Consider the following 21575-nt stretch of genomic DNA (forward strand, 5'->3'; position numbering starts at 1 on the left):
AAGGAATATGATTTCCGAATAGTTCGGTTTCTTCCATTAAACTTTTGCTTTTTTTAACTTAAAAAGCCTGAAGGAGAGCATGAAAATAATGAGCAGTAAGGTTGCTGCTATGTAGAATGTGATATTGCCAACTGCTCCATAGAGCCAGCCTCCCAGAATAAGTCCGAATATACTGGCTAAACTCCCCGCACTATTAGCGACGCCCTGTACAGCTCCTTGTTGTTCACTACCGGCATATTTTGCAACTAATGAAAGAAAAGAGGGCCACATTAGTCCATTTCCGAAGGCAAAGAAGATTAAAGAAAGGTACGTGATGAAAATATTCGTTGAACCTATCAGTAAAAAGTTAATCACTAGTAAAATGCTTCCGATAGAAATCAGCGTTTCTTCAGATGTTTTTTTAGAGACTAAACTGAGTACAGGTCCTTGCACTAAAATCATTAATCCACTCATGATAGAAAAGAAAATCCCCAGTTCGAAAGCTGTCCATTCTAATGTGTTTAAGGCATGCATTGGAAAAGATACATAGAAGAAGCTGAACCCAAGAAAGGTTAGAAAATAAATGACCAGCATAAAAGGGATGTTTTTCACCTTTAAAACAGATTTTAGTCCTTTATCTGGACAGTCATCTACTTCATAGCAATCCTTTTGCTCTGTTGCGAATAGCTTTCTAAGCTTAAATTGTTTCAACGATGGCTTTACCAGGTTCGCTTTCGTTTCTGGAAGCCTAAACCAAATCACATAAAGTGCGACCATTGAAATCAGAATAGCGGCACCAACGGGTAAAACTTCTTCGTATTTAGTAGACCCTAATACGCCAGCAATGGAAGGGCCGAGAATAAAACCCAAACTGGAAGACATGGCCATTTTACCAAAATTCGTTTTCCGGGTTTCTTCTGTAGAAACGTCAGATAAATAGGCATTGGCCACAGATACATTTCCACCTGTAATTCCATCCATTGCTCTTGCAAAAACCAATATCAATAAAGGAATGGTCAGCGTAAAACTACCGAGGGCTGAAGCTTCATATTGGGCTAAAATAGTTTTAGGTGCAAATAGTGCAATCATAAAAATGAACCACGCGATGAGTGTTCCTAATTGACTCAAAAACAGAATCCGTTTTCTACCGTACGTATCAGACCATTTGCCCATCAAGGGAGCGCCAAAAAACTGAAAGGCAGGGTATACCGCACCAACTAGACCATAAATGAATTCATTTCCGCCAAAATCATTAACCAAGAAAACGAGGAAAGGTAGGATGATGCTATAACCCAATGTCCCAATGAAGTTGACCATTAGGACAGGAGTTAAAGTAGGCTGTTTTTGGGTGTTCATTTATTAGGTAAAATTGGTTTTTCGTTTCAAAGCCTAATCAATTTAGGCTTTTATAAATGGGATGTAAGGGTAGATGACTTTTTTACCCTTATTGATCCGGTGCGTATTAAATAAAATCATAACAATATTGCCGATGTTCAATGTGAGATACATAAGAAGAAAGAACCTGAGTCCATCTTTTATTCCACCTGCCACTAAGTTGGGACTCACATTTCCACTGTCTTGAATACTGTCAAAAGCATAAGTCATCATGACTACCTGAGCTATAAAGCATAAAAATAAAAGGAGTGTTAGGGTAAATTGAAAGTTTAAAACACGTCTTCCTAAATCTTTTACTCCTTGTATTTTATCTTTTTTCTGAAACCAGAAGATCATCGGTATCAGTATACCCAAGACTGGAAAAATAAGGCCTGCCAGTGCTGAAATATTGAGACTTATCAGATAGCCATTGTTCTCTTCATAAGTCCAATCCGAAAACTCTTCAGGTGATACATCGAAAGCTAAGGCCAGTTTTCTCAGGGTATCTCCTCTGGGAATGGTTTCTCCTTTTTCAATACGTTGAATAGTTCGAAGGTTTAATCCAGAATTCTCCGCGAGTAACTCTTGAGAATATCCTTTCCGTTTTCTGAGTTCCGTAATTTTTTGCATTAATGAATCTTTACTCATGTCTGTTTAGTTTAATCTAATTCTTGGAATAAAGTTCAGTGACCAACGCTTTATTGGTTGCGGCATACTTATGACTTTGTTACGACATTTATGTCAAAATGGCTTTAGGGTGTCTTAAAGCCTGTTTTTACTATTGTTTTCTTTTGTTCGTTATAGCATTTTAAATTGTAGTAATCGAATGACACAGATATGTCTTTCAATTTCGTCCAAAATATTACCTTCGCAATTCGATGAGTGAATTGAACTTAATATATGGTGTCGATCTTGCAGGAACATTTGTGTTTGCTGTAAGTGGGTGGTTATTGGCTTCTAAGAAAAATTTAGATTTTTTTGGCGCTTCTGTTATCGCATTGGTCACAGCAATCGGTGGTGGTACAATCAGAGACTTACTCATCGGAAGCCGACCAGTTGGTTGGCTTCAAGATGTTAATTACTTAATTGTAATTGGCGCAGGTATACTAGCGGGGATGTTCTTCAAGAAAGGCTTTGAACGATTGCGCAAGACAATGTTTCTATTCGATTCTATTGGAATAGGGTTGTTTACCATACTCGGTATTCAGAAAACACTGGCAGTGGGTCTTTCACCAGTAGTGGCGCTCATTATGGGTACCATATCCGCTGTTTTCGGTGGTGTATTGCGAGATACTTTGGTAAATGAAATACCACTAATTTTCAGAAAAGAGATATATGCTACCGTCTGCCTGGCAGGAGGCGGGCTTTATCTACTGTTAGATACTATGGGCTTATCACCAGAACTACAGATGATTATCACGATCGCCTTCATCATTACTGTCAGGATTTTTGTTGTAGTCAAAAACCTGTCACTACCCTCAATCAAATAGAGAATTTACTCTCGGAATACAGCTTCCTTAGCATCAAACCATTCCGCATACATACTAGTATGGATTGCTTCAACTCTGTTTCTTTTCACCTTCAATGTTGGTGTTAATAAACCGTTATCGACCGACCAGTCTTCTTTCATAATCACACTCTTTGCTATTCTTTCATATTTTTCGAGTGATGGATTGAGACCTTCAATGGTTTCAGAGATAGATTTTTTTAATTCTTCGTCTGATTTAGCTTTTCCTAACTCTGATAATACAACTAAAGCTATTGGTTGAGGAATGCCGGTTCCAACAACGCAAATTTGATCTATATCCGTGTTCTTAAGTATTTCTAACTCAATTGGTGCAGGGCTAATGTATTTTCCTTTATCCGTTTTAAACTGATCTTTAATTCTTCCGGTAATGGAGAGGAAACCATCGTGATCAAATTCACCGATGTCACCGGTACGTAAAAAGCCATCATCCGAGAACATCTCAGCGGTTTTCTCTTTTTCCTTATAATAACCTTTCATCAGGCAATTACTATGAATTAGGATTTCACCTTCTTCGGATAATTTAGAAGTTACACCTGGAAGTGGTCTGCCTACGGTGCCGAACTTATTGGCGTTGGGTAGGTTGAAATGTGAGAGAATACAATCTTCTGTCATACCATAGGCCTGACATATTTCAATGTCGAGTTTCTGAAACCACTTTTGGAGGCTAATAGCGATAGGAGCGGCGCCTGAAAAGTTGGCAACTGAAGCCGATAGACCTAATTTTTGACGGATTTTCTTTTTTACTATGCCACCAATAATCGGTAAGCCAATAAGCCTGTCTAGCTTTTTCTGAGGCATTTTTTCTAGGAGCTTCTCTTGAAATTTCTGCCAAATTCTAGGAACGCCAAAGAAGGTATCGGGTTGTACTGAAGCCAAGTCTTCTCCGAAGGTATCCAGCGACTCTGGGAAACTTACGCTAGCACCACGGTAAATAGCTGACATTTCAATGCCAGCTCTCTCTGCGATGTGCGTCATCGGCAGATAAGAGAAGTATTTAGGTTGGTCGCGCATTGGAATAGCTTCAACCGCGGTATTGATCAACTGATTAAAAGCGCCAACGCTATGCATAACTCCTTTAGGATTACCTGTAGTACCAGAAGTATACATTATGGTCATGAGCTCTTCATGGTTTTGCGTAGGGCTTCCTTCCATAGGAGGGTTGCTTTTTACTAAATCTTCCCAGCTAAATCGCTCGTGAACATCATAGAGAGCTACGCCGATGATAGGTATATCTGGAATACCCGCTTTTTGTTGGTCGTAGTCATCGAGTTTACCAACAATGATTGCTTTCGACTCACTGTGCACCAGAATCTCATGGATTGATTCTGCACCTATTGAAGGGTAAATTGGGACTGATATGCATTCAGCCATCATAATGGCCAGATCAGACATAATCCAATGGGCACAATTTTTAGATAATAAGGCAATGTGATCACCTTTTTTAAAGCCCATGTCTTTTAGTGCATTGGCAACAATGCGTATTTCCTCGTCGGCTTGCTTGAATGTATATTCCTTAAAAACTCTGTTTAGCGGCTGTCTTAAGAATGTTTTATTGGGCGTGGTATTTACCCAATGGGCAAATGCCTCCAGTGGAGTATTAAATTTTGGCATTACTAGAATTGAATTTGGCTAGTAGAAAGATAAGGAAAAAGTTAATATGCTCCGTACCGCTAACTAAAGAATGTAACCAATAACGATGTTCGCTTATAACCGAGCGGCTTTGAAAGCCTTAAAATTAGTGTTGCAAAATGAAAGGCTTAGATGATTTGTCTAAGCCTGTCTTGGTAAGCATTTTCATTGAATATCTTCGTTCTCTATTTGGTATTCGTATTTAAAAAACCTTTTGCGTGGTTCACTCGAAATCCAATCATCGATTTTGTAAAAGTTTTTTCCAGCGTCTTCTGCTTTGAAAACCCTGAGTATATCTTCTGCCTGATTTTTAATGACGACAGAATCGTACTCATCGATTGATGGCTCTAGGTACGTGCTACCAATATCGGAACCCTCTTGAAAGAGTTTTATTTCATTTGGGGCTAACTGTAAAGTTTTATTCAAAAAACTGTTGTCGGAAGACACGAAGTCTATGGTAAGCGTTTCAGAAGTCAAATTTTCAATATTGGCTTCTATATCGGAAATTGGGTCACAACTTGTGAAAATTAGGACTAGTAATGCGAAGGGTAATAGATTTTTCATGGACGTATCATTTTAATTAAATAATAGCTAGGTTAAAAAACCCAACCTATTTTGAAATTCATGTCAAAATTAAATGTGAGGCCAGAGCTAGGACGATTTAAGGAATTGGAAGAACCAAACCATAGCCAACTATCATCTACAATACGCAAATTTGGGTCGAGATTGGGTACTGTAATATCTCTATAGCGAACTCCAATGCCGAAAAAAGCGTCCAAGACAAGTCTTTTAGAAAGATAGTGCTCGAACCCAATGCGAGGGGTAAGTGAAATAAACCTTTTTTCTACTTCAAGTTGTTGCGTAAAGAAATTTTCATCGAAAGAGTTATTGTCATCTGTATCTACTTCAACATCAAAAATTACTTCATGGTTTTTCCTTAAGTAAGAGAGGTTAATACTAGAGTAAAATCGCGTTTTTTGTTGATTTCGGAAGTATTGTTTGCCTTCGAGTTGAAGTCTGAAGCCTTCCGGTGACCGTGAGAATTCATTGTCCTTATCTATAAATTTATTGATCAATACCTGAACAGCGAATTTATCCTTTATCAGTCTTTGGTAACTTAATTCTATGCCCGGATTTACTCCGCCGATCAAGGTTAGCGGTGATATTGATATAATATTTGTCCTTTCTAACAATTCGGGCTCAATAGGGAAGTAGGCTTGATAAGTATTATTAGGGTTCGTAAAGTCTACATAAACTTTATTTGGGTAAGTGAATTGCTTTTTTACTATTTCGTCAACTATAAAACCTGCACCATAAGAAAGTATGTTTGCCCAGTAGTAGGCTGGTTTGAAAGATGAAATAGTAAGGTCCTTTTCATCATCCAGACTAGTAACTTTTACTTTTAATGGTTCTCTACCATTTTTAACAGGAACTAAAATGGCGTCGTTCGCACCTGCCTCAATGGTGTCGCCCTGAACTATGTATCTGGCTGATTCATTGCTTTTGAATTCGACACTACTATTCCGCGAGTTAAAAAGGGCGGTACAGGATGACGAGAATAGGAGGATTATGAGTAATCCAAATACTTGTTTCATAGTTGAATGTTTATGCAACAACATTGCAATTTATATAAGGAAACATATTAAACTACTTTTTAGTATCGAGTTAACAATAACTTAACCTTAAAAACGGTTGAGAATGATCAGAGAAATTGTGTATTTAAGATCTTCATCTGTATGCTACACCTAGCTTTTAACATTGACATTTGCTCTAATAATATTCTAAATTAGACCCGTCTTAAAACTGTCGGGTTACTGTCGTGTGCTAGGCGATAGATTTTAAACACTCTGATATTAATTTTAACCCAGTACAATTAACGTTTATGATATGGGAAGAAACACTTGGGATTTAAAACAACTTAAAAATTTGAGGTTAGCTCGTCACTGGTCTCAGGAAGAGCTAGCGGAGTCGAGTGGCTTAAGTACAAGAACTATACAAAGAATCGAGAGAGGGCATAAGGTAGATATTGGTTCGATTAAACTTTTAGCTAAATCGTTTAATGTAGAGGTGAATGATTTATTGGGTGGTGACACAGACGTATCTTTAGGGTCTTCTAATACGGGATTGAATTTCGTTAGCGCCCCAAAGAAAGTAGCCAGTTTTTATTTTGCACTTCTTTTTGCATTAATCACTATAACCTTAAAACTGTATAAGGTCAACCTTCAATTGAATGTGAACAGCAGCTTAAACTTTGCGATTTGGATAAAATTTATGATTTCTTTTGTTGCCGTAATCCTGCTTTTAGGATTTGTAGGAGAAAAGAGTTTGGGGCCTGGTGTAAGCCGAAGGTTTATTAATAAGGTTTTTAGGGGTCAATACTTATCGGAGACGCCACTTTTTTTGACTACATCTAGAAAATCAAGGGAAATCATAGATATAGCTATTATACTATTTCTTTCAGCAGTGATTATGTTCCTTTGAGAAGTTCAGCGTATCAAAAAAAAGGCCTGAATGTAAATTCAGGCCTTTTTTATTATTTCCACTTTAGGTTTTGTACCTAAACGATTCTTACATCATGCCTGGCATTCCACCACCGCCCATTGGAGGCATTGGCATTCCAGCACCACCTTCTTCAGCCTCTTCAGCTACAACACATTCAGTTGTTAATAGGAGAGATGCAATAGAAGCAGCGTTTTCTAGTGCTAAACGAGTCACTTTAGTTGGGTCAATAACACCAGCAGTGATCATGTTTTCGTACTTGTCTTCTCTAGCGTTGTATCCGTAATCGGCTTTTCCACCTTTTACTTCATTTACAACTACAGAACCTTCGCCACCGGCATTGCCTACGATTGTTCTTAGTGGAGCTTCTACAGCGATTCTAATGATGTTTACACCAGTAGCTTCGTCTTCGTTAGAAACTTCAACATTGTCTAGCGCAGCACTTGCTCTAATTAAAGCAACACCTCCACCTGCAACAACACCTTCTTGAACAGCAGCTCTAGTAGCGTGCAATGCATCGTCTACCCTGTCTTTCTTCTCTTTCATTTCTACTTCAGTTGCAGCACCTATGTAAAGGATAGCAACACCACCAGAAAGCTTAGCTAAACGCTCTTGAAGTTTTTCTTTATCGTAATCAGAAGTAGTGTTCTCGATTTGAGTTTGGATTTCCTTAACTCTTGCTTCGATGTTTGCAGCATCTCCGGCACCGTTCACTACAGTTGTATTGTCTTTGTCGATGTTCACTTTATCAGCAGTACCTAGGTACTCGATAGTAGCGTTTTCTAGTTTGTAACCTCTTTCTTCAGAAATTACAGTTCCACCAGTTAATACAGCGATATCTTCAAGCATTGCTTTTCTTCTGTCTCCGAAACCTGGAGCTTTTACAGCAGCAATTTTTAAAGAACCTCTGATTTTGTTTACCACTAGCGTAGCGAGTGCTTCGCCATCAACGTCTTCAGCAATAATTACTAATCCTTTACCACTCTGTGCCACTGGCTCAAGTACAGGAAGTAATTCTTTCATTGAAGAGATTTTCTTGTCGTAGATAAGGATGTAAGGGTTTTCCATTTCTACTTCCATTTTCTCTGTGTTTGTCACAAAGTACGGAGAAAGGTAACCTCTGTCGAACTGCATACCTTCTACAGTTTTTACTTCAGTTTCAGTACCTCTAGCTTCTTCAACAGTAATCACACCATCTTTACCTACTTTATCCATAGCATCAGAAATCATTTTACCGATTTCAGCGTCATTGTTAGCAGAGATAGTTCCTACTTGCTCTATTTCTTTAGAGTCTTTGATTGGTTTTGATTGGCCTTTAAGGTCATTGACAACAGCAGTTACAGCTTTGTCAATTCCTCTTTTAAGATCCATTGGGTTAGCACCAGCTGCTACGTTTTTGATTCCAGCACCATAGATAGCTTGCGCTAAAACAGTTGCAGTAGTAGTACCATCACCAGCATCGTCAGCAGTTTTAGAAGCTACTTCTTTTACTAGTTGTGCACCCATATTTTCGATTGGCTCAGAAAGCTCAATTTCTTTTGCTACAGAAACACCATCTTTAGTTACGGTAGGGGCACCGAATTTTTTGTCGATGATTACGTTTCTACCCTTAGGGCCTAGGGTTACTTTTACAGCATCAGCTAATGTATCAACGCCTTTTTTCAGTTGATCTCTGGCGTCATTGTTAAAGAATAATTCTTTAGCCATTTCTTTATCGTTTTAAATTTTGATTAAAAATTAAGAATTGATGATTGCGAAAAGGTCAGACTCTTTCATGATTAAGTAGTCACTTCCTTCTACAGATAGTTCAGTACCAGCGTACTTACCGTATAATACAGTATCGCCAACTTTAACGGTCATCGGTTCGTCTTTTTTGCCGTTTCCAGCAGCTACAATAATTCCTCTTTGAGGCTTTTCTTTTGCAGTGTCAGGAATGATAATACCAGAGGCAGTTTTTTCTTCAGCAGCTGCAGGTTCTACTAAAACTCTGTCAGCTAATGGAGTAATGTTTACTTTTGACATTTTTACTTATGATTTAAGGTTTTGATTTATCAAAATATAATTGACAAGCTTACAGTTTACGTGCCAATCGGAATTCAGGAATTTTTGTCAGTAATTCTATATGTCTGTCTGTCAGTTTGTGTCTTTTCTTCAGAAAAGAACCGTAAAACTGTCAGCAAAAGGCAATAAAAAAGCCTTCTGTTAATTCAGAAGGCTTTCCACTAAAGCTTTTTATTACTACTTATTTCGTAGTATCTGCCGGTAAAGGTGCAATACTTGTTTGGGTAGTGTCTGCTATGGCAGGAACCGGAGTTGGTAAAGACTGTTGTGCGGCGTCAATGTTTGGATTAGACTGTGCTTTGTTTCCATCTTTTAAAGCCATGCTAGACGCAAGACTTAAAACAATTAGAACAATTACGAATACCCAAGTAGTTTTTTCGAGTAAATCACCGGTTTTCTTAACGCCTATGATTTGCTGAGCGCCACCACCGCCGAATTGGCTTGATAAACCTCCACCTTTGGAATTTTGCATTAAAACGACCAAAACTAGTAGAACTGCTACTATGATCGCGAGTATTATGAATAACTGAAACATTCTATTTAGACTTTATCTCCTCAATTTGGGCTGCAAAGTAAGCGCTTTTTTCAGGAAACTTCAAACGAAGGTTTTCATAAATATTAATCGCTCTTTTAGACTTCCCTTGCTTAATCATCAATTTGGCCAAAGTTTCGGTCTCAAAATGATCTACACCTTTGATTACTTTGCTGGCTAAATCCTCTTGACTCTTGAAGCTTTCATTGTCTCTAATCTTCTGTCTGTCCAGTTGAGGCTCGTTTTTTATGAATTTTTCAATGATCTCGACTTGATTTGCAGTTGCCTTAGAAATAGTGACGGGCTTATGTTCTTGAGGTTTTTCTTCTTCGAAAGGTACACCTGATAATAAGGCTTCAATTCTTCTTTTTGTCGCTCTTATTTCATCAAGGTCACTATCACTTTCTTTGCTTTCTGGTGCTGAAACTAGCTTTTCCCCCTCAATTTCTGGCTTTACGTTAGCAAGCTCTTCTTTTTTCTCTTCTACTTTTGGCCTTGTGTCTGTTTTTTTCAACTTCTCAATCGGTTTTTCTTCTTTAACCGAATCTTCAACGACGGGAACTTCAGGTTCTTGTCTTTTTTCAGGAAAGACATATTCACCTTCTATGATTGTTTTTAAATGAGAGCGATTTGCGGAATAGATCGCTGCCTTTTTTATGAATGCATCTGTTTTTGGGTGCTCACGGTCTTTTAGCGCCTTGGCGATGACTACGTACAAGCTTTGAAAATAGGGGTACTTCTTACGGTATTCATTTAGCGCCCTTATGTCATTATCGGTGACTTGGGATGGGTCTAATAATAAGGTGCTAAAGCGTTCTCGATCCACTATTTAAAATTAAGTGCGACTAAATTATGAGTTAAATTACCACTGGGCAACAGAGGCTTGAAAAATATCGAAGTATAATTGCTCAAAAATTTCTTCTACAAGATCATCTTCAACTGCATTTAAGGTAGTCGAAGAGGGATCATAATCTGCAAAGAAAGCGAATGATTGCTGTAAGTTCGCGTTTTCGTCTTTTGTATTAGTAAAAAGTAACTGTACACTGATGGTCAAACGCATTAAACCGGTACCATCTGCCTGTGTGCTACTTCCTGAAGAGCTAATTGCCTGTGGCCTTACCGTATAATTGGCAATTTCACCTTCAAATTGCAAGTCTCCTTGTCGCTGAACGAGCTCTAATTTAGTCCTTCTTTGAAAATAGTCTTTTAAGCCTTCAGTAAACGTATTGCTTAAGTTTGGTGGTCCGCCTCCAGATTCATTAATAAAGTTTGAGATGGAGAGTGTCTTCGTTTGCGTGTAATCAATTGAAGCTCCATCAAGCGAATAAATGCCACAACTGGTGACAAGTAAAAGTAAGGCAAGAAGGCTGTTCAGCTTAGTCGATTTCATACTGCTTAATCTTTCTATAAAGTGTACGTTCCGATATCCCCAAATCTTGTGCCGCGTATTTCCTTTTATTGTTATTTTTTCTTAATGCCTTAATAATCAGTTCTTTTTCTTTCTCTTCTATTGAAAGGGATTCGTCTTCTTCGTGCACAATATCATGTACATTGTCGTAATTGTAATCATCCGCTTCAGTGGCTGCTGGTTGAATATAAATGGGTTCACTGAAGTCTCCTGCAGGTGTTTCTTTACTTAATAATTGCTCATCATCAAGGTTTCTGAATAGGTTAGGGTTATCACTAATCGCGCTTTTATCGATAGACCCTGTTTCTGCCATATCATGAACTAATTTTTTCAAATCATTCATGTCTTTCTTCATATCGAAAAGGACTTTATACAACAAGTCTCTTTCACTTAAGTTCTCAGAATTTTCAGACTGACCTCCTTTGTAAAGGGCTGGAAGGCTAGTGTTGTTCTGTGGTAAATATTTTGTAAGTGTATCAGCACTAATTATTCTGTCCATTTCCAAGGCAGAAATCTGCTCTACGAGGTTTTTTAGTTGCCTAATATTTCCTGGAAAACGATAACGTAGCAAAATCTCTTTAGCTGGATCATCTAGTTTAATGCTCTCTACTCTATACTTTTCAGCAAAATCTGAAGAAAATTTCCTAAACAATAAATCAATGTCTTGACCTCTTTCTCTAAGTGGTGGAACGAAAATAGGTACGGTGCTTAGTCTGTAATAAAGGTCTTCCCTAAATTTACCACGCTCTACGGCTTCTGATAGATTTACATTTGTAGCCGCAACTACTCGCACATCTGTTTTGAGCACTTTTGAGGAGCCTACTTTTATGAATTCCCCATTTTCTAAGACCCTGAGAAGGCGTGCCTGTGTTTGCACGGGCATTTCACCGATTTCATCCAGGAAAATTGTACCGCCGTTCGTACCTTCGAAATAACCCTTTCGTGCTTCATAGGCACCTGTAAACGATCCTTTTTCATGGCCAAACAATTCAGAGTCGATAGTACCTTCTGGTATAGCGCCACAGTTTATGGCGATGAATTTCCCATGTTTTCTTGGACTCAACTGGTGAATGATTTTGGAAAAAGATTCCTTACCACTACCACTTTCTCCTGTAATAAGTACAGTCATGTCAGTAGGGGCAACTTGAGCCGCTACTTGAATGGCATGGTTTAATTTTTGACTTGTGCCAATTATTCCAAAGCGTTGTTTTATACTGAGTAATTCGTTGTTATTCAAATCGTTGTCTTTTAAGATACTGCGCTACCAAATAGCGTTGCTGTGGTGCAATCTTCAATCAGCACGTTTACATAATCACCTTTTTTGTGTTCGCCTTTTGGAAAAATAACGACTTTATTGGCTGAGTTTCTTCCTTGTAGTTGATCTTCTGATCGCTTAGAAGTACCTTCTATTAGTACCTTCTGAATTTGACCTAAATCCAGTTTGTTTCGTTCTAAAGAAGTGGCTTGTTGTTTATTGATGACTTCTTGCAGTCTTCGTTTCTTTACTTCAAGAGGAATATCATCTTCATATTTCTTGGCTGCTAATGTGCCTGGTCTTTCTGAATAGAAAAACATGTATGAGAAGTCATACTTTACATAATCCATCAGCGTTAAAGTGTCCTGATGCTCTTCTTCAGTTTCTGAACAAAAGCCCGTAATCATGTCTGATGAAATACCACAGGTTTCACCGAGAATTTCTCTAATGGCATCAACTCTATTGATATACCATTCACGGGTGTAGGTTCTATTCATCAGGTCTAGCACCCTTGAATTTCCACTTTGAGCTGGTAAATGGATGTATTTGCAGATGTTCTCATACTTTTTCATGGTATAGAGCACCTCATTAGTAATGTCTTTCGGATGGGAAGTGGAGAATCGAACTCTTAAATCAGGAGATACTTGTGCCACCATTTCTAATAGGTTTGCAAAATTGATTACCTGAACTTCTTCACCTTGTTTTTCTTTCTTTTCGAGCCAAGCTTTATTGTTTTCGTCTGATGACCACTTATAGGAATCAACGTTTTGACCTAGTAAAGTGACTTCACGATAACCTTTGTCGAAAAGGTCTTGTGCCTCGTTTACGATGGAGTGTGGGTCTCTGCTTCTTTCTCTACCTCTTGTAAAAGGCACTACACAGAAAGAACACATGTTGTCGCAACCGCGCATAATGGACACGAATGCTGAAACACCATTTGAATTTAGCCTTACCGGAGCGATATCGGCGTAGGTTTCTTCCCTAGAAAGGAATGTGTTTACTGCTTTCAAACCATCTTCAGCAGATTCTACCAGTTTTGGTAAGTCTCTATAAGCATCTGGCCCAACTACAACATCGACTATTTTCTCTTCATCAAGAAGCTTTTCTTTGAGCCTTTCCGCCATGCAACCAAGTACCCCAATCGTCATTTCAGGCTTCTTTTTCTTGACTTTATTGAATTGACTTAGGCGTCTTCGCACCGTTTGCTCTGCTTTTTCGCGTATTGAGCACGTATTTAGAAAAACCACATCGGCACTTTCAAAATCTGCAGTTGTATCGTAGCCATTGTCTTTCATAATAGAAGAGACAATCTCACTGTCGGCAAAATTCATTTGACAACCATAGCTTTCGATATATAGCTTTTTGGTTTTGCCAGTATTCTCGTTAGCCGTAGTTTTTACCGTTTCGGAAGCGTCTTCGCTATTTCTATCAACAATGTCTATATCCTGAATGATATTCTCCATGAACCTATCTTCTCAAAAATCGAGGGGCAAATATAGTGCATTTACTGCTAAAACGTGACAGATTGGCAGTCTTTCAGTAAGCTATTTTTGAATTTCTTGAACCAAGTTTATTCGAAAACGGGCCTCATGAAGTTCCGCTCATAGCTAATGATGCATTTGGTTTTAAGGGCATAAGCGTAAGCGTCTTGGCAAGCTTCATCGTTCATGCTATCAGTCCTATATTTTTCATAGGCCGCTAAAGAAGGAAATGTAAAAAGCGCCAATGCAACATTATTCGCTCCTTCTGAGGGTAAGAAGTATCCGTTATGGTTACCTCCAAATTTGTTTACTAATGGAATCCATTGTTTCGCGTATTCCTCGAACTCATCGGTTTTATAAGGATCGATAATGTATCTAACGTAGCAGGTAATCATATTTCATTTAATTCGTTAAGTGTTCAATTAAGGCAAATCAAGTATAAAGATTCTTACCTCGTTTGCAGAAAATTAGATTTGGCTTTATGTTCAGGCATCAATTTATGAAGCTCAAGGAAAACCAAAAACAACACTTGATTCTAGTGCTACTTATTTTAGCGGCCATGTTTATGTGGAATACACCTTTGGTTTATCCCATTAAGTTATTTGTGGTAATGCTTCATGAAATGAGTCATGGAATCATGGCGGAGGTTTTTGGTGGAGATATAGTCAATATTCAAATTGATTATCGGATTGGAGGATATTGTAAATACACCGTACCAAGCTCGTTTTTTGCGCAAATAATGATCGCCAGCGCCGGCTATTTAGGCAGTCTCTTTTGGGGACTCATGATTATTTTAGCCGCAGTTCGAACTAAGAAAGACAAATACATCTCGCTCACTATCGGTTTGGTACTGCTAGTCTTAAGCTGGTTTGTAATCAAAACAGGAGAAACGTTCGGTATAATTGTTACCATAGGTTTTTCACTTTTTATGCTGCTTTCGTTCAGGTTTCTTTCCAATAAATTTCACGACTACTTTCTCAAGTTTATTGGTCTGATCAGTTGCTTATATGTAGTCTTAGATATAAAGAATGACCTTATTGATAGAAGGGGTGTTGGGAGTGATGCTGATGCTATTTCTGAAATGATAGGAGTGCCGGCTGTTGCGATCGGGGTGTTTTGGTTGGTCTTGGCTTTAGTAGCAATTTTCTACACATTGAAATACGCCTATAGGAAGGCCAATAGCTAATTAGTAAGGTCTAATTCTTTGATTATCTTTGACCAACAATTCATTCATCAGACTATGTTTAAAAAAGCAGTTAACACATTGTTCGCTTGTCTCATTATTGCAGGCTTATCCTTTACAAATTCTTGTGATTCCATGGGTTCTTCTAGCTCATCTTCAGATACTACTTTTCTTGAAAGCGGTGTAAAGTACGTTTATTTGGAACGTGGAGACGGACCTGAAGTAGATTCTCTGAAAAGAGTTACCACTCACATTAATCTTATGGTAGGCACGGATACCGTTTGGTCGACTCGTGAACCAGGAGGAGATGTTTTTAAATTCTTCGCGAAGAAAACATCTTTAATCGACGGTTTCGACGAAGCTGTAATGTACGCGAAACAAGGTGATCGCCTTTCTATAATCGTTCCACCGGAGCTTGGTTATAAAGATCAGCCTAATGGACCTATTCCAGCTAATTCAACACTTCATTTCGATATAGCTTTCTTGGAAGTGGAAGACCCTAAAATTTTCCTTTCGGAAGAATTATTACCTGTTTATCAAGATAGTGGTATTGAAGGTATGTTAGCCCACTATAAAACTTTGAATGCCGATTCCTCGAAGTTTTACTTAGAAATGGAAGAGTGGTATAAGGTGAGCAATACGATATACAGAACTGGAGAGTTCAACGATGGTATCGCACTTTGGGATTATGTACTCGAAGAAGTAGGAGATTTGAGAGGCTACTACCTTAAGGCACAAGCCCACCAGAATTTAGGTGATATCAATGATGCTATTACTTGCCTTGAAGAAGGAATAGAGGTAGCCAGTGATACTACTGGAATGGGATTTGTCCAGTCTTACCTAGCGCAACTGAACAACTTAAAATAAACAGGCTTAGTTTATTGAAAGATTTTAAACCCATGGTGTAGTCATCATGGGTTTTTTATTGGTTAGTAGATGTTAATGAGTGATTTCGGAGGTTGAAACATTCATAGTTTCTAGTAATTGCATAATTGCCGATGCCTTAATCATGCACTCCTCATATTCTTTTTCAGGAATAGAATCATAAGTGATTGCACCTCCCACTTGAAAGGAGTAAAGCATGTTTTTTAAGTCTAAAAACAAGCTTCTAATAATCACGTTGAAATCGAAATCGCCAGAGGGACTAATAAAACCTGCGGCACCTGAAAACATCCCACGACGTACATTTTCATACTTGTCTATCAACTCCATGACTTTGATTTTTGGTGCTCCTGTCATGCTGCCCATTGGAAACGCATTTTGTATCACTTCCATCCAGGTTTTATCGGGGTGCTTTTGTGAAGAAATCGTTGAGATCATCTGATGGACTTGCTCAAAACTATAGATCCCAAAAATCTCTTCCACTTTAACCGATCCTATGGTTGAGGTTCTCGAAAGGTCGTTTCGCACAAGGTCCACGATCATCATGTTTTCGGCCAATTCCTTTTCGTCATTTCGCAATTGATGCTTTAGTTGCTGATCTTCTTGAGCTGTCTTCCCTCGTTTTATAGTTCCTTTTATAGGTTGAGAAACAATGGTGTTATAACTCTTTTTTATGAAACGTTCGGGAGAAGCACAGAGTAGGTATTGATTAGCATACTTCTGAAATGCTGAAAATGGTTTGGGTGAAATGCTATTAAGCTTTAAATAAGCTTCAACCGGGTCTGCGCTGAGGATTTCGCCGTAATGCTCTTGGCAGTAATTGATTTCATAAATATCACCCACCTCAATATGGTTTCGCAACTTCTCAACTGTATCCAAATATTCTTGCTTGCTTGTAGAGGCAATGGACTGTCCGAAATGGCTTTCCTTTTTAATGGCCATTCGGTTCAGAATAGATTCAAATACAGACTTTGGATGATCTGATACAATTTCGACCTTATCACTATGGAAGTATATTAGGTGTAAGGGTTCAAAAAAGCATGCTTCGGGAAACGAGATTCGCGCCGGCTTTATGCTTGAAAGTTGTTCAAGCTCATTTTTTAAATCGTATCCTAAAAAACCAAAGAGCCATGAAGGATTTGCTTTGTGAAATTCAAAAAGCTCGTCGAATGTGTTGGTTTTTCTTGAAGTGAAAATTCTTTTAGCGCCTATGGCCAATACGGTAGGAAAGCCACCATGCGGATAAGCGATGTTGTTGCCATTTAAAAAACTGAAATACTCGTATTCATTAGCCCAATGCAAAGCATTTTCGAGCTTGAGTTCAGTTTTGTCAATGATTAAATTCGCTTCCATTAAGTGTGCAAATATATCTTATTCAAGACGGCATAAAAAAAGGAACCGATAGGTTCCTTTTAATGCTTTGTGTTCGAATATGTTATTCCATGCTCGAGCTAGTCGAGGCCTCAATATCGAAGCCGATAGTCACTGTATTGTATACGAACCTGTCTTTTGCTTTATCAGCAACTGAAGACTCATCTTGGTATTTAATTCCCCAAAGAGATCTGTCGATATTGAATTTTGCTTGAGCTTTTAATCCATTATCAGACAATTCTACGTGGGCAGGAATTGTAATGTTTAAGCTCGTTCCTCTAATAATCAAGTTACCGGAAATGAAATGCGTAGGGTTTTCAACTAATATTTCGCTGAGTTTCGCCGGTGTATTATCAGACTGATATTCATCTTTGTCAGCATCTAAAGATGCCGCACTAAAAGCACTAACAGCAGTTACTTCAAATTTTGCTTCTGGGAAATTTTCAGCGTCAAAAAACTCAGGTGATTTTAAGTGACCTTCGAGTTTAGCAGCACCGCCTTTACCAGCCATATCTAGGTTTACAATAGAATTGATATCAATTACGATCGATCCAGCTACTAATTCATCGCCTTTTACACTGATCTCACCAGAAGAGATGCCAATTGTACCATTATGTCTACCACCTGTTTTACTTCCAATCCATGTTACTTGAGAATTTTCAGTGTTTACAGCTAAAGTAACTGCACTTTCAGATGAAGCAACTTCTTGAGCTTCAGAAGTTTCTACTGTGCCTCCTTTAGGGCCACATGCCCATGCGGTGCTTAATAAAACAGCAAGTGCGAATGTTAATTTGTAATTTTTCATTTTAGTCAATTATTTGATTTTTTGTCGTTTCTTTAGTTGTGCAATCACAGAACGTTTGAACGTATCTTTTGTTTGGTTGCAGCATAGAAACTATACCAACGGTAAAAAAGTTCATGTATGTACATATAAATTTAAAATGGCGATAATTAAAAAAGTAAAAGGCATCGAGCCTCAAATTGATAGTACCTGTTGGTTAGCTGAAAATTCTACGGTGATTGGTGATGTTAAAATGGCTGAAAATTGTAGTCTATGGTACAATGCGGTAGTTCGAGGCGATGTGTGCTCCATAGAAATGGGCGAAAATTGCAACATTCAAGATGGGGCAGTTATTCATGGAACCCTTAATATGTCGAAAACCGTCTTAGGCAATAATGTATCAATTGGCCATAATGCCATAGTTCACGGTGCGATTATCGAAGATAATGTACTTGTTGGCATGGGAGCCATTGTGCTAGATAATGTTACCATTAAAAAAGGCTCTCTAATTGCCGCCGGTTCAGTTGTATTGGCCAATACCGTAGTAGAGGAGAATTCTCTGTATGCGGGCACTCCAGCAAAAAGAATTAAGACAATTGACGAAAAACTGAAACAAGTGATCGACAAGACACCTGAGCATTATAAAATGTATGCCACTTGGATAACTGACTAACTCATTTTCGGTCAAATTTCATAACTTAATCAGATGATCAGTAAACCTAATTCCAACGAGTATAATCCATTCTATCAGCCTTACATTGATCGACTAACTTCCGACGAAATAGTGCCTATTCTAAAAGAGGAACTGAGATCAACGGAAGCATTTTTTAATGGTCTATCAGAGGAACAGGGCGACTATCGATATGCAGCAGGCAAATGGTCGGTTAAAGAGGTTTTGAATCATATTAATGATATAGAGAGAATTTTCACCTACCGAGCAATGTGTATTGCGAGAGGTGAAACTCAATCTCTTCCAGGAATGGATCAAGATGTTTATCAAGAAAATAGTGGCGCTACTTCCAGAACTTTAGCTTCGTTAGTCGAAGAGTTTGTGGCATTAAGAAAAGCATCAATTCTATTATTCGATCATATGACCGAAGCCGATGGTTTGAAAATAGGAGAGGCCAGTGGTTCAAAAGTATCAGTACGTGCCTTAGCGGCCCTTACGGCGGGTCATTCAGCACATCATGTAAAGGTAATTCAAGAAAAATATTTATAATGTTTATCGTAGATCCGCATAGAGAATACGCCAAAGAGACAGAATCTAGAGTCGTCATCAGGTTTCAAGACTGCGACCCTTTAAAGCACTTGAACAATGCTAAATACTTCGACTATTTTTTCAATGCAAGAGAAGACCAAGTTCCGGGCTTGTATGGTGTTGAAATTTCAGATTTAATTAGGTCGCAAGAAGCTTATTGGGTGGTTTATAATCACCACATTGCTTACTTAAAACCAGCTAACCTTGGTGAGTGGGTAAAAATTGTAACTCGACTGATTTGGTTTGATGAAAATACTATAGTAGTAGAATACCTAATGCTGGATGAGTATAAGAGTCATTTGAAAACAGTGATGTGGAGTACTTTGAAATATGTCGGTATGAATACCAGTAGAACAACAAGTCATTCTGACGAGGTGAAGGCCTATTTGAATGCTATGCTTTACACGGGTGCGGACTACGATCCAACCTTATTTAATGAAAGAGTTGATAGATTGAAAAAAGAAGTTCAAATTAACGTTTAAACTGAACAGCTTAACACGAGTATTATGGAAACAAATAGTGGATTTGACCCGGCCGAGATTCAGAAAATGAAAGCCGAAATAGGATCAGATCAGTCTTATGTAGTTATAGAATCAGAAGATAATTCAGACGATTTCATGAATTTTTACTTCATTGGCAAACACGAGGGAAAAGAAGTGATTTACGATGCAGCACTCTACACGCTGAGACTACAACACAGTAGTGAGATTCACGAAATGGCCGAGCACAAAGTGGCTCAAAAATTCCCTGAATTTAAGAAGATTTCTTACGAAGAAGACGAAAACGGAGACATCGAGCCGCTTGATGATTTAGAGGAAGAAATTGGCTTATACCTAACCGAAGTAATGGATGAACTTGAAGAAGAAGACGCCATTAAGGTTAGCGAGCATATTGACGTTGATGAGCATATCGACTTTGGTATTGGCTTAGATGTAGGCTTGAACCTTGAAAAGGTAACACAAGAAAGTATTGAGAAATTCATCAAAGACTTTAACGCAGGTACAGTCAAACTTGACGAGACCCTTTATTCATTTCAGTTTGACCACGACGAGGACTGAAAAGCTTAATTGCCTAATTAATGAATTAAAAAGCCGTGCTAATGCCTTAGCATGGCTTTTTGTATTAGGCCCTCAGTAAAGAAGCCATCATGCTCCTGCTGACCATTCTCTTTACTATTATTTTCGGCGCTTATGTACAGAAAACATCAGCTATACTATTGGCTGACCTTACTAATCGGTAAATGTACAGGATATGCCTAATAACCACCGCAGCTGCCAAATTATATGAACAAAGAGATTGCAAAATGAAAACAACTTGATCAGTTTTGGCTTTTAGTATAAAAGCCGCTATGCTCAAGATTGCTTGGTCTGAAATTTATGCACACTCATTGCCCGACAAACATCGGTTCCCAATGGAAAAATACAACCTGCTTCCCGAGCAGCTGCTTTATGAAGGCACCATATCATCCGATAATTTTTTTGAACCAACACCACTCCCGGAATCCGAAATTATACGAACTCATGATCAGGGGTATTGGACTAAACTAAAGCAGCAAAGACTCACACGACAAGAGGAGAGGAAAACGGGATTTCCCTTGTCTGAAGCGCTTGTAAATAGGGAAATCATTATCATGAATGGCACAGTTCAATCTGCCAAATTTGCGCTTGATCACGAGGTTAGTTTCAATATTGCCGGCGGTACACATCATGCTTTTACAGATCGGGGAGAAGGGTTTTGCCTTTTAAATGATATTGCCATTGCAGCAAACCACCTTCTAGATAATGGACTGGCGCAAAAAGTATTGGTAGTTGATTTGGATGTTCATCAAGGAAACGGAACTGCTGAAATATTTTCTAAGGAAAACCGTGTTTTTACGTTTAGTATGCACGGTGCCTCGAATTATCCTATGCATAAAGAAACCTCTGATTTAGACATCGGCCTTGCCGATGGTACTGATGACAATACCTATCTAAATTTACTTGATAAACATTTGAAGGGAGTATTTGCTCATGTTGAACCGGACTTTATCTTTTTTCAATCTGGTGTAGATGTATTGGCAACAGATAAACTAGGGAGGTTAGGGATGACAATTGAAGGTTGCAAGGCACGTGATCGGAAAGTACTTGAATTGTGTAAGCAAAACGATGTCCCAGTGGCCGTTAGTATGGGAGGTGGGTATTCAGAGCGAATTGCTCATATCGTTGAGTCACATGCAAATACTTATCGTTTAGCCCAAGAAATCTTCTTTTGATAACGTCACTTCGATTTTATCACTCAGCTTAGTCAATCATTTTAATTATCTTGCACGGTATTTTTTCAAATCATGGTGTTAAGCCTTGAAAGCGATATTACTA

Annotated in this window: 24 protein-coding genes; 9 read left to right on the forward strand and 15 right to left on the reverse strand. The window is 38.4% G+C overall.

The window, feature by feature from the left end:
• Positions 1-36: 36 nt before the first annotated feature.
• Both JXQ92_RS17235 and JXQ92_RS17240 read right to left on the reverse strand, forming a co-directional pair.
• Positions 37-1296, reverse strand: coding sequence for an MFS transporter (locus tag JXQ92_RS17235; RefSeq protein ID WP_421987888.1), 1260 nt, complete (start codon positions 1294-1296; stop codon positions 37-39).
• Positions 1297-1377: 81 nt separating this feature from the next.
• The gene (locus JXQ92_RS17240; protein WP_421987889.1) at positions 1378-2001 is read right to left on the reverse strand and encodes a DUF4870 domain-containing protein; all 624 of its coding nucleotides are present in this window, start codon (positions 1999-2001) and stop codon (positions 1378-1380) included.
• Positions 2002-2231: 230 nt separating this feature from the next.
• Here JXQ92_RS17240 and JXQ92_RS17245 point away from each other — a divergent pair, with 230 nt between their 5' ends.
• Positions 2232-2843, forward strand: a complete 612-nt coding sequence (locus tag JXQ92_RS17245; RefSeq protein ID WP_421987890.1) for a trimeric intracellular cation channel family protein — start codon at positions 2232-2234, stop codon at positions 2841-2843.
• Positions 2844-2848: 5 nt separating this feature from the next.
• Here the strand turns inward: JXQ92_RS17245 and JXQ92_RS17250 are convergent, their stop codons facing one another.
• The 3 genes from JXQ92_RS17250 to JXQ92_RS17260 form a co-directional block, all read right to left on the reverse strand.
• A complete protein-coding gene (locus JXQ92_RS17250) occupies positions 2849-4492 on the reverse strand; it encodes an AMP-binding protein (protein WP_421987891.1) in 1644 nt (547 codons plus the stop codon).
• Positions 4493-4675: 183 nt separating this feature from the next.
• Positions 4676-5074 carry a hypothetical protein gene (locus tag JXQ92_RS17255; protein WP_421987892.1) on the reverse strand — a complete coding sequence of 133 codons (399 nt, stop codon included), beginning with the start codon at positions 5072-5074 and terminating at the stop codon, positions 4676-4678.
• A gap of 32 nt (positions 5075-5106) precedes the next feature.
• A complete protein-coding gene (locus JXQ92_RS17260) occupies positions 5107-6105 on the reverse strand; it encodes a hypothetical protein (RefSeq protein WP_421987893.1) in 999 nt (332 codons plus the stop codon).
• A gap of 292 nt (positions 6106-6397) precedes the next feature.
• Between JXQ92_RS17260 and JXQ92_RS17265 the strand changes: the two genes are divergently transcribed.
• A complete protein-coding gene (locus JXQ92_RS17265) occupies positions 6398-6991 on the forward strand; it encodes a helix-turn-helix domain-containing protein (protein WP_421987894.1) in 594 nt (197 codons plus the stop codon).
• A gap of 87 nt (positions 6992-7078) precedes the next feature.
• On the opposite strand, the gene groL is transcribed toward JXQ92_RS17265, so the two are convergent.
• The 8 genes from groL to JXQ92_RS17305 form a co-directional block, all read right to left on the reverse strand.
• Positions 7079-8716, reverse strand: a complete 1638-nt coding sequence (gene groL / locus JXQ92_RS17270) for a chaperonin GroEL (RefSeq protein ID WP_421987895.1) — start codon at positions 8714-8716, stop codon at positions 7079-7081.
• 30 nt (positions 8717-8746) lie between these two features.
• A complete protein-coding gene (locus tag JXQ92_RS17275) occupies positions 8747-9031 on the reverse strand; it encodes a co-chaperone GroES (RefSeq protein ID WP_421987896.1) in 285 nt (94 codons plus the stop codon).
• 220 nt (positions 9032-9251) lie between these two features.
• The gene (gene secG / locus JXQ92_RS17280; protein WP_421987897.1) at positions 9252-9605 is read right to left on the reverse strand and encodes a preprotein translocase subunit SecG; all 354 of its coding nucleotides are present in this window, start codon (positions 9603-9605) and stop codon (positions 9252-9254) included.
• A gap of 1 nt (position 9606) precedes the next feature.
• Positions 9607-10428, reverse strand: coding sequence for a hypothetical protein (locus tag JXQ92_RS17285; protein WP_421987898.1), 822 nt, complete (start codon positions 10426-10428; stop codon positions 9607-9609).
• 36 nt (positions 10429-10464) lie between these two features.
• Positions 10465-10992 carry an LPS assembly lipoprotein LptE gene (gene lptE, locus JXQ92_RS17290; protein ID WP_421987899.1) on the reverse strand — a complete coding sequence of 176 codons (528 nt, stop codon included), beginning with the start codon at positions 10990-10992 and terminating at the stop codon, positions 10465-10467.
• Positions 10979-12247 carry a sigma-54 interaction domain-containing protein gene (locus JXQ92_RS17295; protein ID WP_421987900.1) on the reverse strand — a complete coding sequence of 423 codons (1269 nt, stop codon included), beginning with the start codon at positions 12245-12247 and terminating at the stop codon, positions 10979-10981. The genes lptE and JXQ92_RS17295 overlap by 14 nt, the downstream gene beginning before the upstream one ends.
• An 11-nt stretch (positions 12248-12258) precedes the next feature.
• Complete coding sequence (gene miaB / locus JXQ92_RS17300; RefSeq protein ID WP_421987901.1) at positions 12259-13728, reverse strand: tRNA (N6-isopentenyl adenosine(37)-C2)-methylthiotransferase MiaB; 1470 nt, start codon at positions 13726-13728, stop codon at positions 12259-12261.
• Positions 13729-13835: 107 nt separating this feature from the next.
• Positions 13836-14141 carry an NIPSNAP family protein gene (locus JXQ92_RS17305; protein ID WP_421987902.1) on the reverse strand — a complete coding sequence of 102 codons (306 nt, stop codon included), beginning with the start codon at positions 14139-14141 and terminating at the stop codon, positions 13836-13838.
• A gap of 104 nt (positions 14142-14245) precedes the next feature.
• Here JXQ92_RS17305 and JXQ92_RS17310 point away from each other — a divergent pair, with 104 nt between their 5' ends.
• Both JXQ92_RS17310 and JXQ92_RS17315 read left to right on the forward strand, forming a co-directional pair.
• The gene (locus JXQ92_RS17310) at positions 14246-14932 is read left to right on the forward strand and encodes a M50 family metallopeptidase (protein WP_421987903.1); all 687 of its coding nucleotides are present in this window, start codon (positions 14246-14248) and stop codon (positions 14930-14932) included.
• Positions 14933-14986: 54 nt separating this feature from the next.
• Positions 14987-15796: an FKBP-type peptidyl-prolyl cis-trans isomerase gene (locus tag JXQ92_RS17315; protein ID WP_421987904.1), complete on the forward strand. Its 810-nt coding sequence runs from the start codon at positions 14987-14989 to the stop codon at positions 15794-15796.
• 72 nt (positions 15797-15868) lie between these two features.
• Here the strand turns inward: JXQ92_RS17315 and JXQ92_RS17320 are convergent, their stop codons facing one another.
• Both JXQ92_RS17320 and JXQ92_RS17325 read right to left on the reverse strand, forming a co-directional pair.
• Entirely contained in the window at positions 15869-17164 is a 1296-nt protein-coding gene (locus JXQ92_RS17320; protein WP_421987905.1) for an anthranilate synthase component I family protein, read from the reverse strand.
• Positions 17165-17246: 82 nt separating this feature from the next.
• The gene (locus JXQ92_RS17325; RefSeq protein ID WP_421987906.1) at positions 17247-17987 is read right to left on the reverse strand and encodes a YceI family protein; all 741 of its coding nucleotides are present in this window, start codon (positions 17985-17987) and stop codon (positions 17247-17249) included.
• A 136-nt stretch (positions 17988-18123) separates the two neighbouring features.
• Here JXQ92_RS17325 and JXQ92_RS17330 point away from each other — a divergent pair, with 136 nt between their 5' ends.
• The 5 genes from JXQ92_RS17330 to JXQ92_RS17350 all read left to right on the forward strand — a co-directional run bounded on the left by JXQ92_RS17330 (position 18124) and on the right by JXQ92_RS17350 (position 21472).
• Complete coding sequence (locus tag JXQ92_RS17330) at positions 18124-18636, forward strand: gamma carbonic anhydrase family protein (RefSeq protein ID WP_421987907.1); 513 nt, start codon at positions 18124-18126, stop codon at positions 18634-18636.
• A 33-nt stretch (positions 18637-18669) separates the two neighbouring features.
• Positions 18670-19182, forward strand: a complete 513-nt coding sequence (locus JXQ92_RS17335) for a DinB family protein (protein ID WP_421987908.1) — start codon at positions 18670-18672, stop codon at positions 19180-19182.
• Positions 19182-19703 (forward strand): acyl-CoA thioesterase, encoded by a 522-nt coding sequence (locus tag JXQ92_RS17340; protein WP_421987909.1) that lies wholly within the window; start codon positions 19182-19184, stop codon positions 19701-19703. Before JXQ92_RS17335 ends, JXQ92_RS17340 begins: the two co-directional genes overlap by 1 nt.
• Before the next feature lie 24 nt (positions 19704-19727).
• Positions 19728-20279: a hypothetical protein gene (locus JXQ92_RS17345; protein WP_421987910.1), complete on the forward strand. Its 552-nt coding sequence runs from the start codon at positions 19728-19730 to the stop codon at positions 20277-20279.
• 290 nt (positions 20280-20569) lie between these two features.
• Entirely contained in the window at positions 20570-21472 is a 903-nt protein-coding gene (locus JXQ92_RS17350; RefSeq protein ID WP_421988153.1) for a histone deacetylase, read from the forward strand.
• Positions 21473-21575 lie beyond the last annotated feature (103 nt).

The organism is Roseivirga sp. (assembly GCF_049099775.1).
GTDB lineage: Bacteria > Bacteroidota > Bacteroidia > Cytophagales > Cyclobacteriaceae > Roseivirga.

Excerpts from the sequence above, each read along its gene's own strand:
- miaB (WP_421987901.1), bottom strand. The coding sequence starts at position 13,728 with ATGGAGAATATCATTCAGGATATAGACATTGTTGATAGAAATAGCGAA.
- JXQ92_RS17260 (WP_421987893.1), bottom strand. The coding sequence starts at position 6,105 with ATGAAACAAGTATTTGGATTACTCATAATCCTCCTATTCTCGTCATCC.
- JXQ92_RS17235 (WP_421987888.1), bottom strand. The coding sequence starts at position 1,296 with ATGGTCAACTTCATTGGGACATTGGGTTATAGCATCATCCTACCTTTC.
- JXQ92_RS17240 (WP_421987889.1), bottom strand. The coding sequence starts at position 2,001 with ATGAGTAAAGATTCATTAATGCAAAAAATTACGGAACTCAGAAAACGG.
- secG (WP_421987897.1), bottom strand. The coding sequence starts at position 9,605 with ATGTTTCAGTTATTCATAATACTCGCGATCATAGTAGCAGTTCTACTA.
- JXQ92_RS17245 (WP_421987890.1), top strand. The coding sequence starts at position 2,232 with ATGAGTGAATTGAACTTAATATATGGTGTCGATCTTGCAGGAACATTT.
- JXQ92_RS17325 (WP_421987906.1), bottom strand. The coding sequence starts at position 17,987 with ATGAAAAATTACAAATTAACATTCGCACTTGCTGTTTTATTAAGCACC.
- JXQ92_RS17330 (WP_421987907.1), top strand. The coding sequence starts at position 18,124 with ATGGCGATAATTAAAAAAGTAAAAGGCATCGAGCCTCAAATTGATAGT.
- JXQ92_RS17335 (WP_421987908.1), top strand. The coding sequence starts at position 18,670 with ATGATCAGTAAACCTAATTCCAACGAGTATAATCCATTCTATCAGCCT.
- JXQ92_RS17275 (WP_421987896.1), bottom strand. The coding sequence starts at position 9,031 with ATGTCAAAAGTAAACATTACTCCATTAGCTGACAGAGTTTTAGTAGAA.
- JXQ92_RS17305 (WP_421987902.1), bottom strand. The coding sequence starts at position 14,141 with ATGATTACCTGCTACGTTAGATACATTATCGATCCTTATAAAACCGAT.
- JXQ92_RS17310 (WP_421987903.1), top strand. The coding sequence starts at position 14,246 with ATGAAGCTCAAGGAAAACCAAAAACAACACTTGATTCTAGTGCTACTT.
- lptE (WP_421987899.1), bottom strand. The coding sequence starts at position 10,992 with ATGAAATCGACTAAGCTGAACAGCCTTCTTGCCTTACTTTTACTTGTC.
- groL (WP_421987895.1), bottom strand. The coding sequence starts at position 8,716 with ATGGCTAAAGAATTATTCTTTAACAATGACGCCAGAGATCAACTGAAA.
- JXQ92_RS17350 (WP_421988153.1), top strand. The coding sequence starts at position 20,570 with ATGCTCAAGATTGCTTGGTCTGAAATTTATGCACACTCATTGCCCGAC.
- JXQ92_RS17345 (WP_421987910.1), top strand. The coding sequence starts at position 19,728 with ATGGAAACAAATAGTGGATTTGACCCGGCCGAGATTCAGAAAATGAAA.
- JXQ92_RS17265 (WP_421987894.1), top strand. The coding sequence starts at position 6,398 with ATGGGAAGAAACACTTGGGATTTAAAACAACTTAAAAATTTGAGGTTA.
- JXQ92_RS17255 (WP_421987892.1), bottom strand. The coding sequence starts at position 5,074 with ATGAAAAATCTATTACCCTTCGCATTACTAGTCCTAATTTTCACAAGT.
- JXQ92_RS17315 (WP_421987904.1), top strand. The coding sequence starts at position 14,987 with ATGTTTAAAAAAGCAGTTAACACATTGTTCGCTTGTCTCATTATTGCA.
- JXQ92_RS17250 (WP_421987891.1), bottom strand. The coding sequence starts at position 4,492 with ATGCCAAAATTTAATACTCCACTGGAGGCATTTGCCCATTGGGTAAAT.
- JXQ92_RS17320 (WP_421987905.1), bottom strand. The coding sequence starts at position 17,164 with ATGGAAGCGAATTTAATCATTGACAAAACTGAACTCAAGCTCGAAAAT.
- JXQ92_RS17340 (WP_421987909.1), top strand. The coding sequence starts at position 19,182 with ATGTTTATCGTAGATCCGCATAGAGAATACGCCAAAGAGACAGAATCT.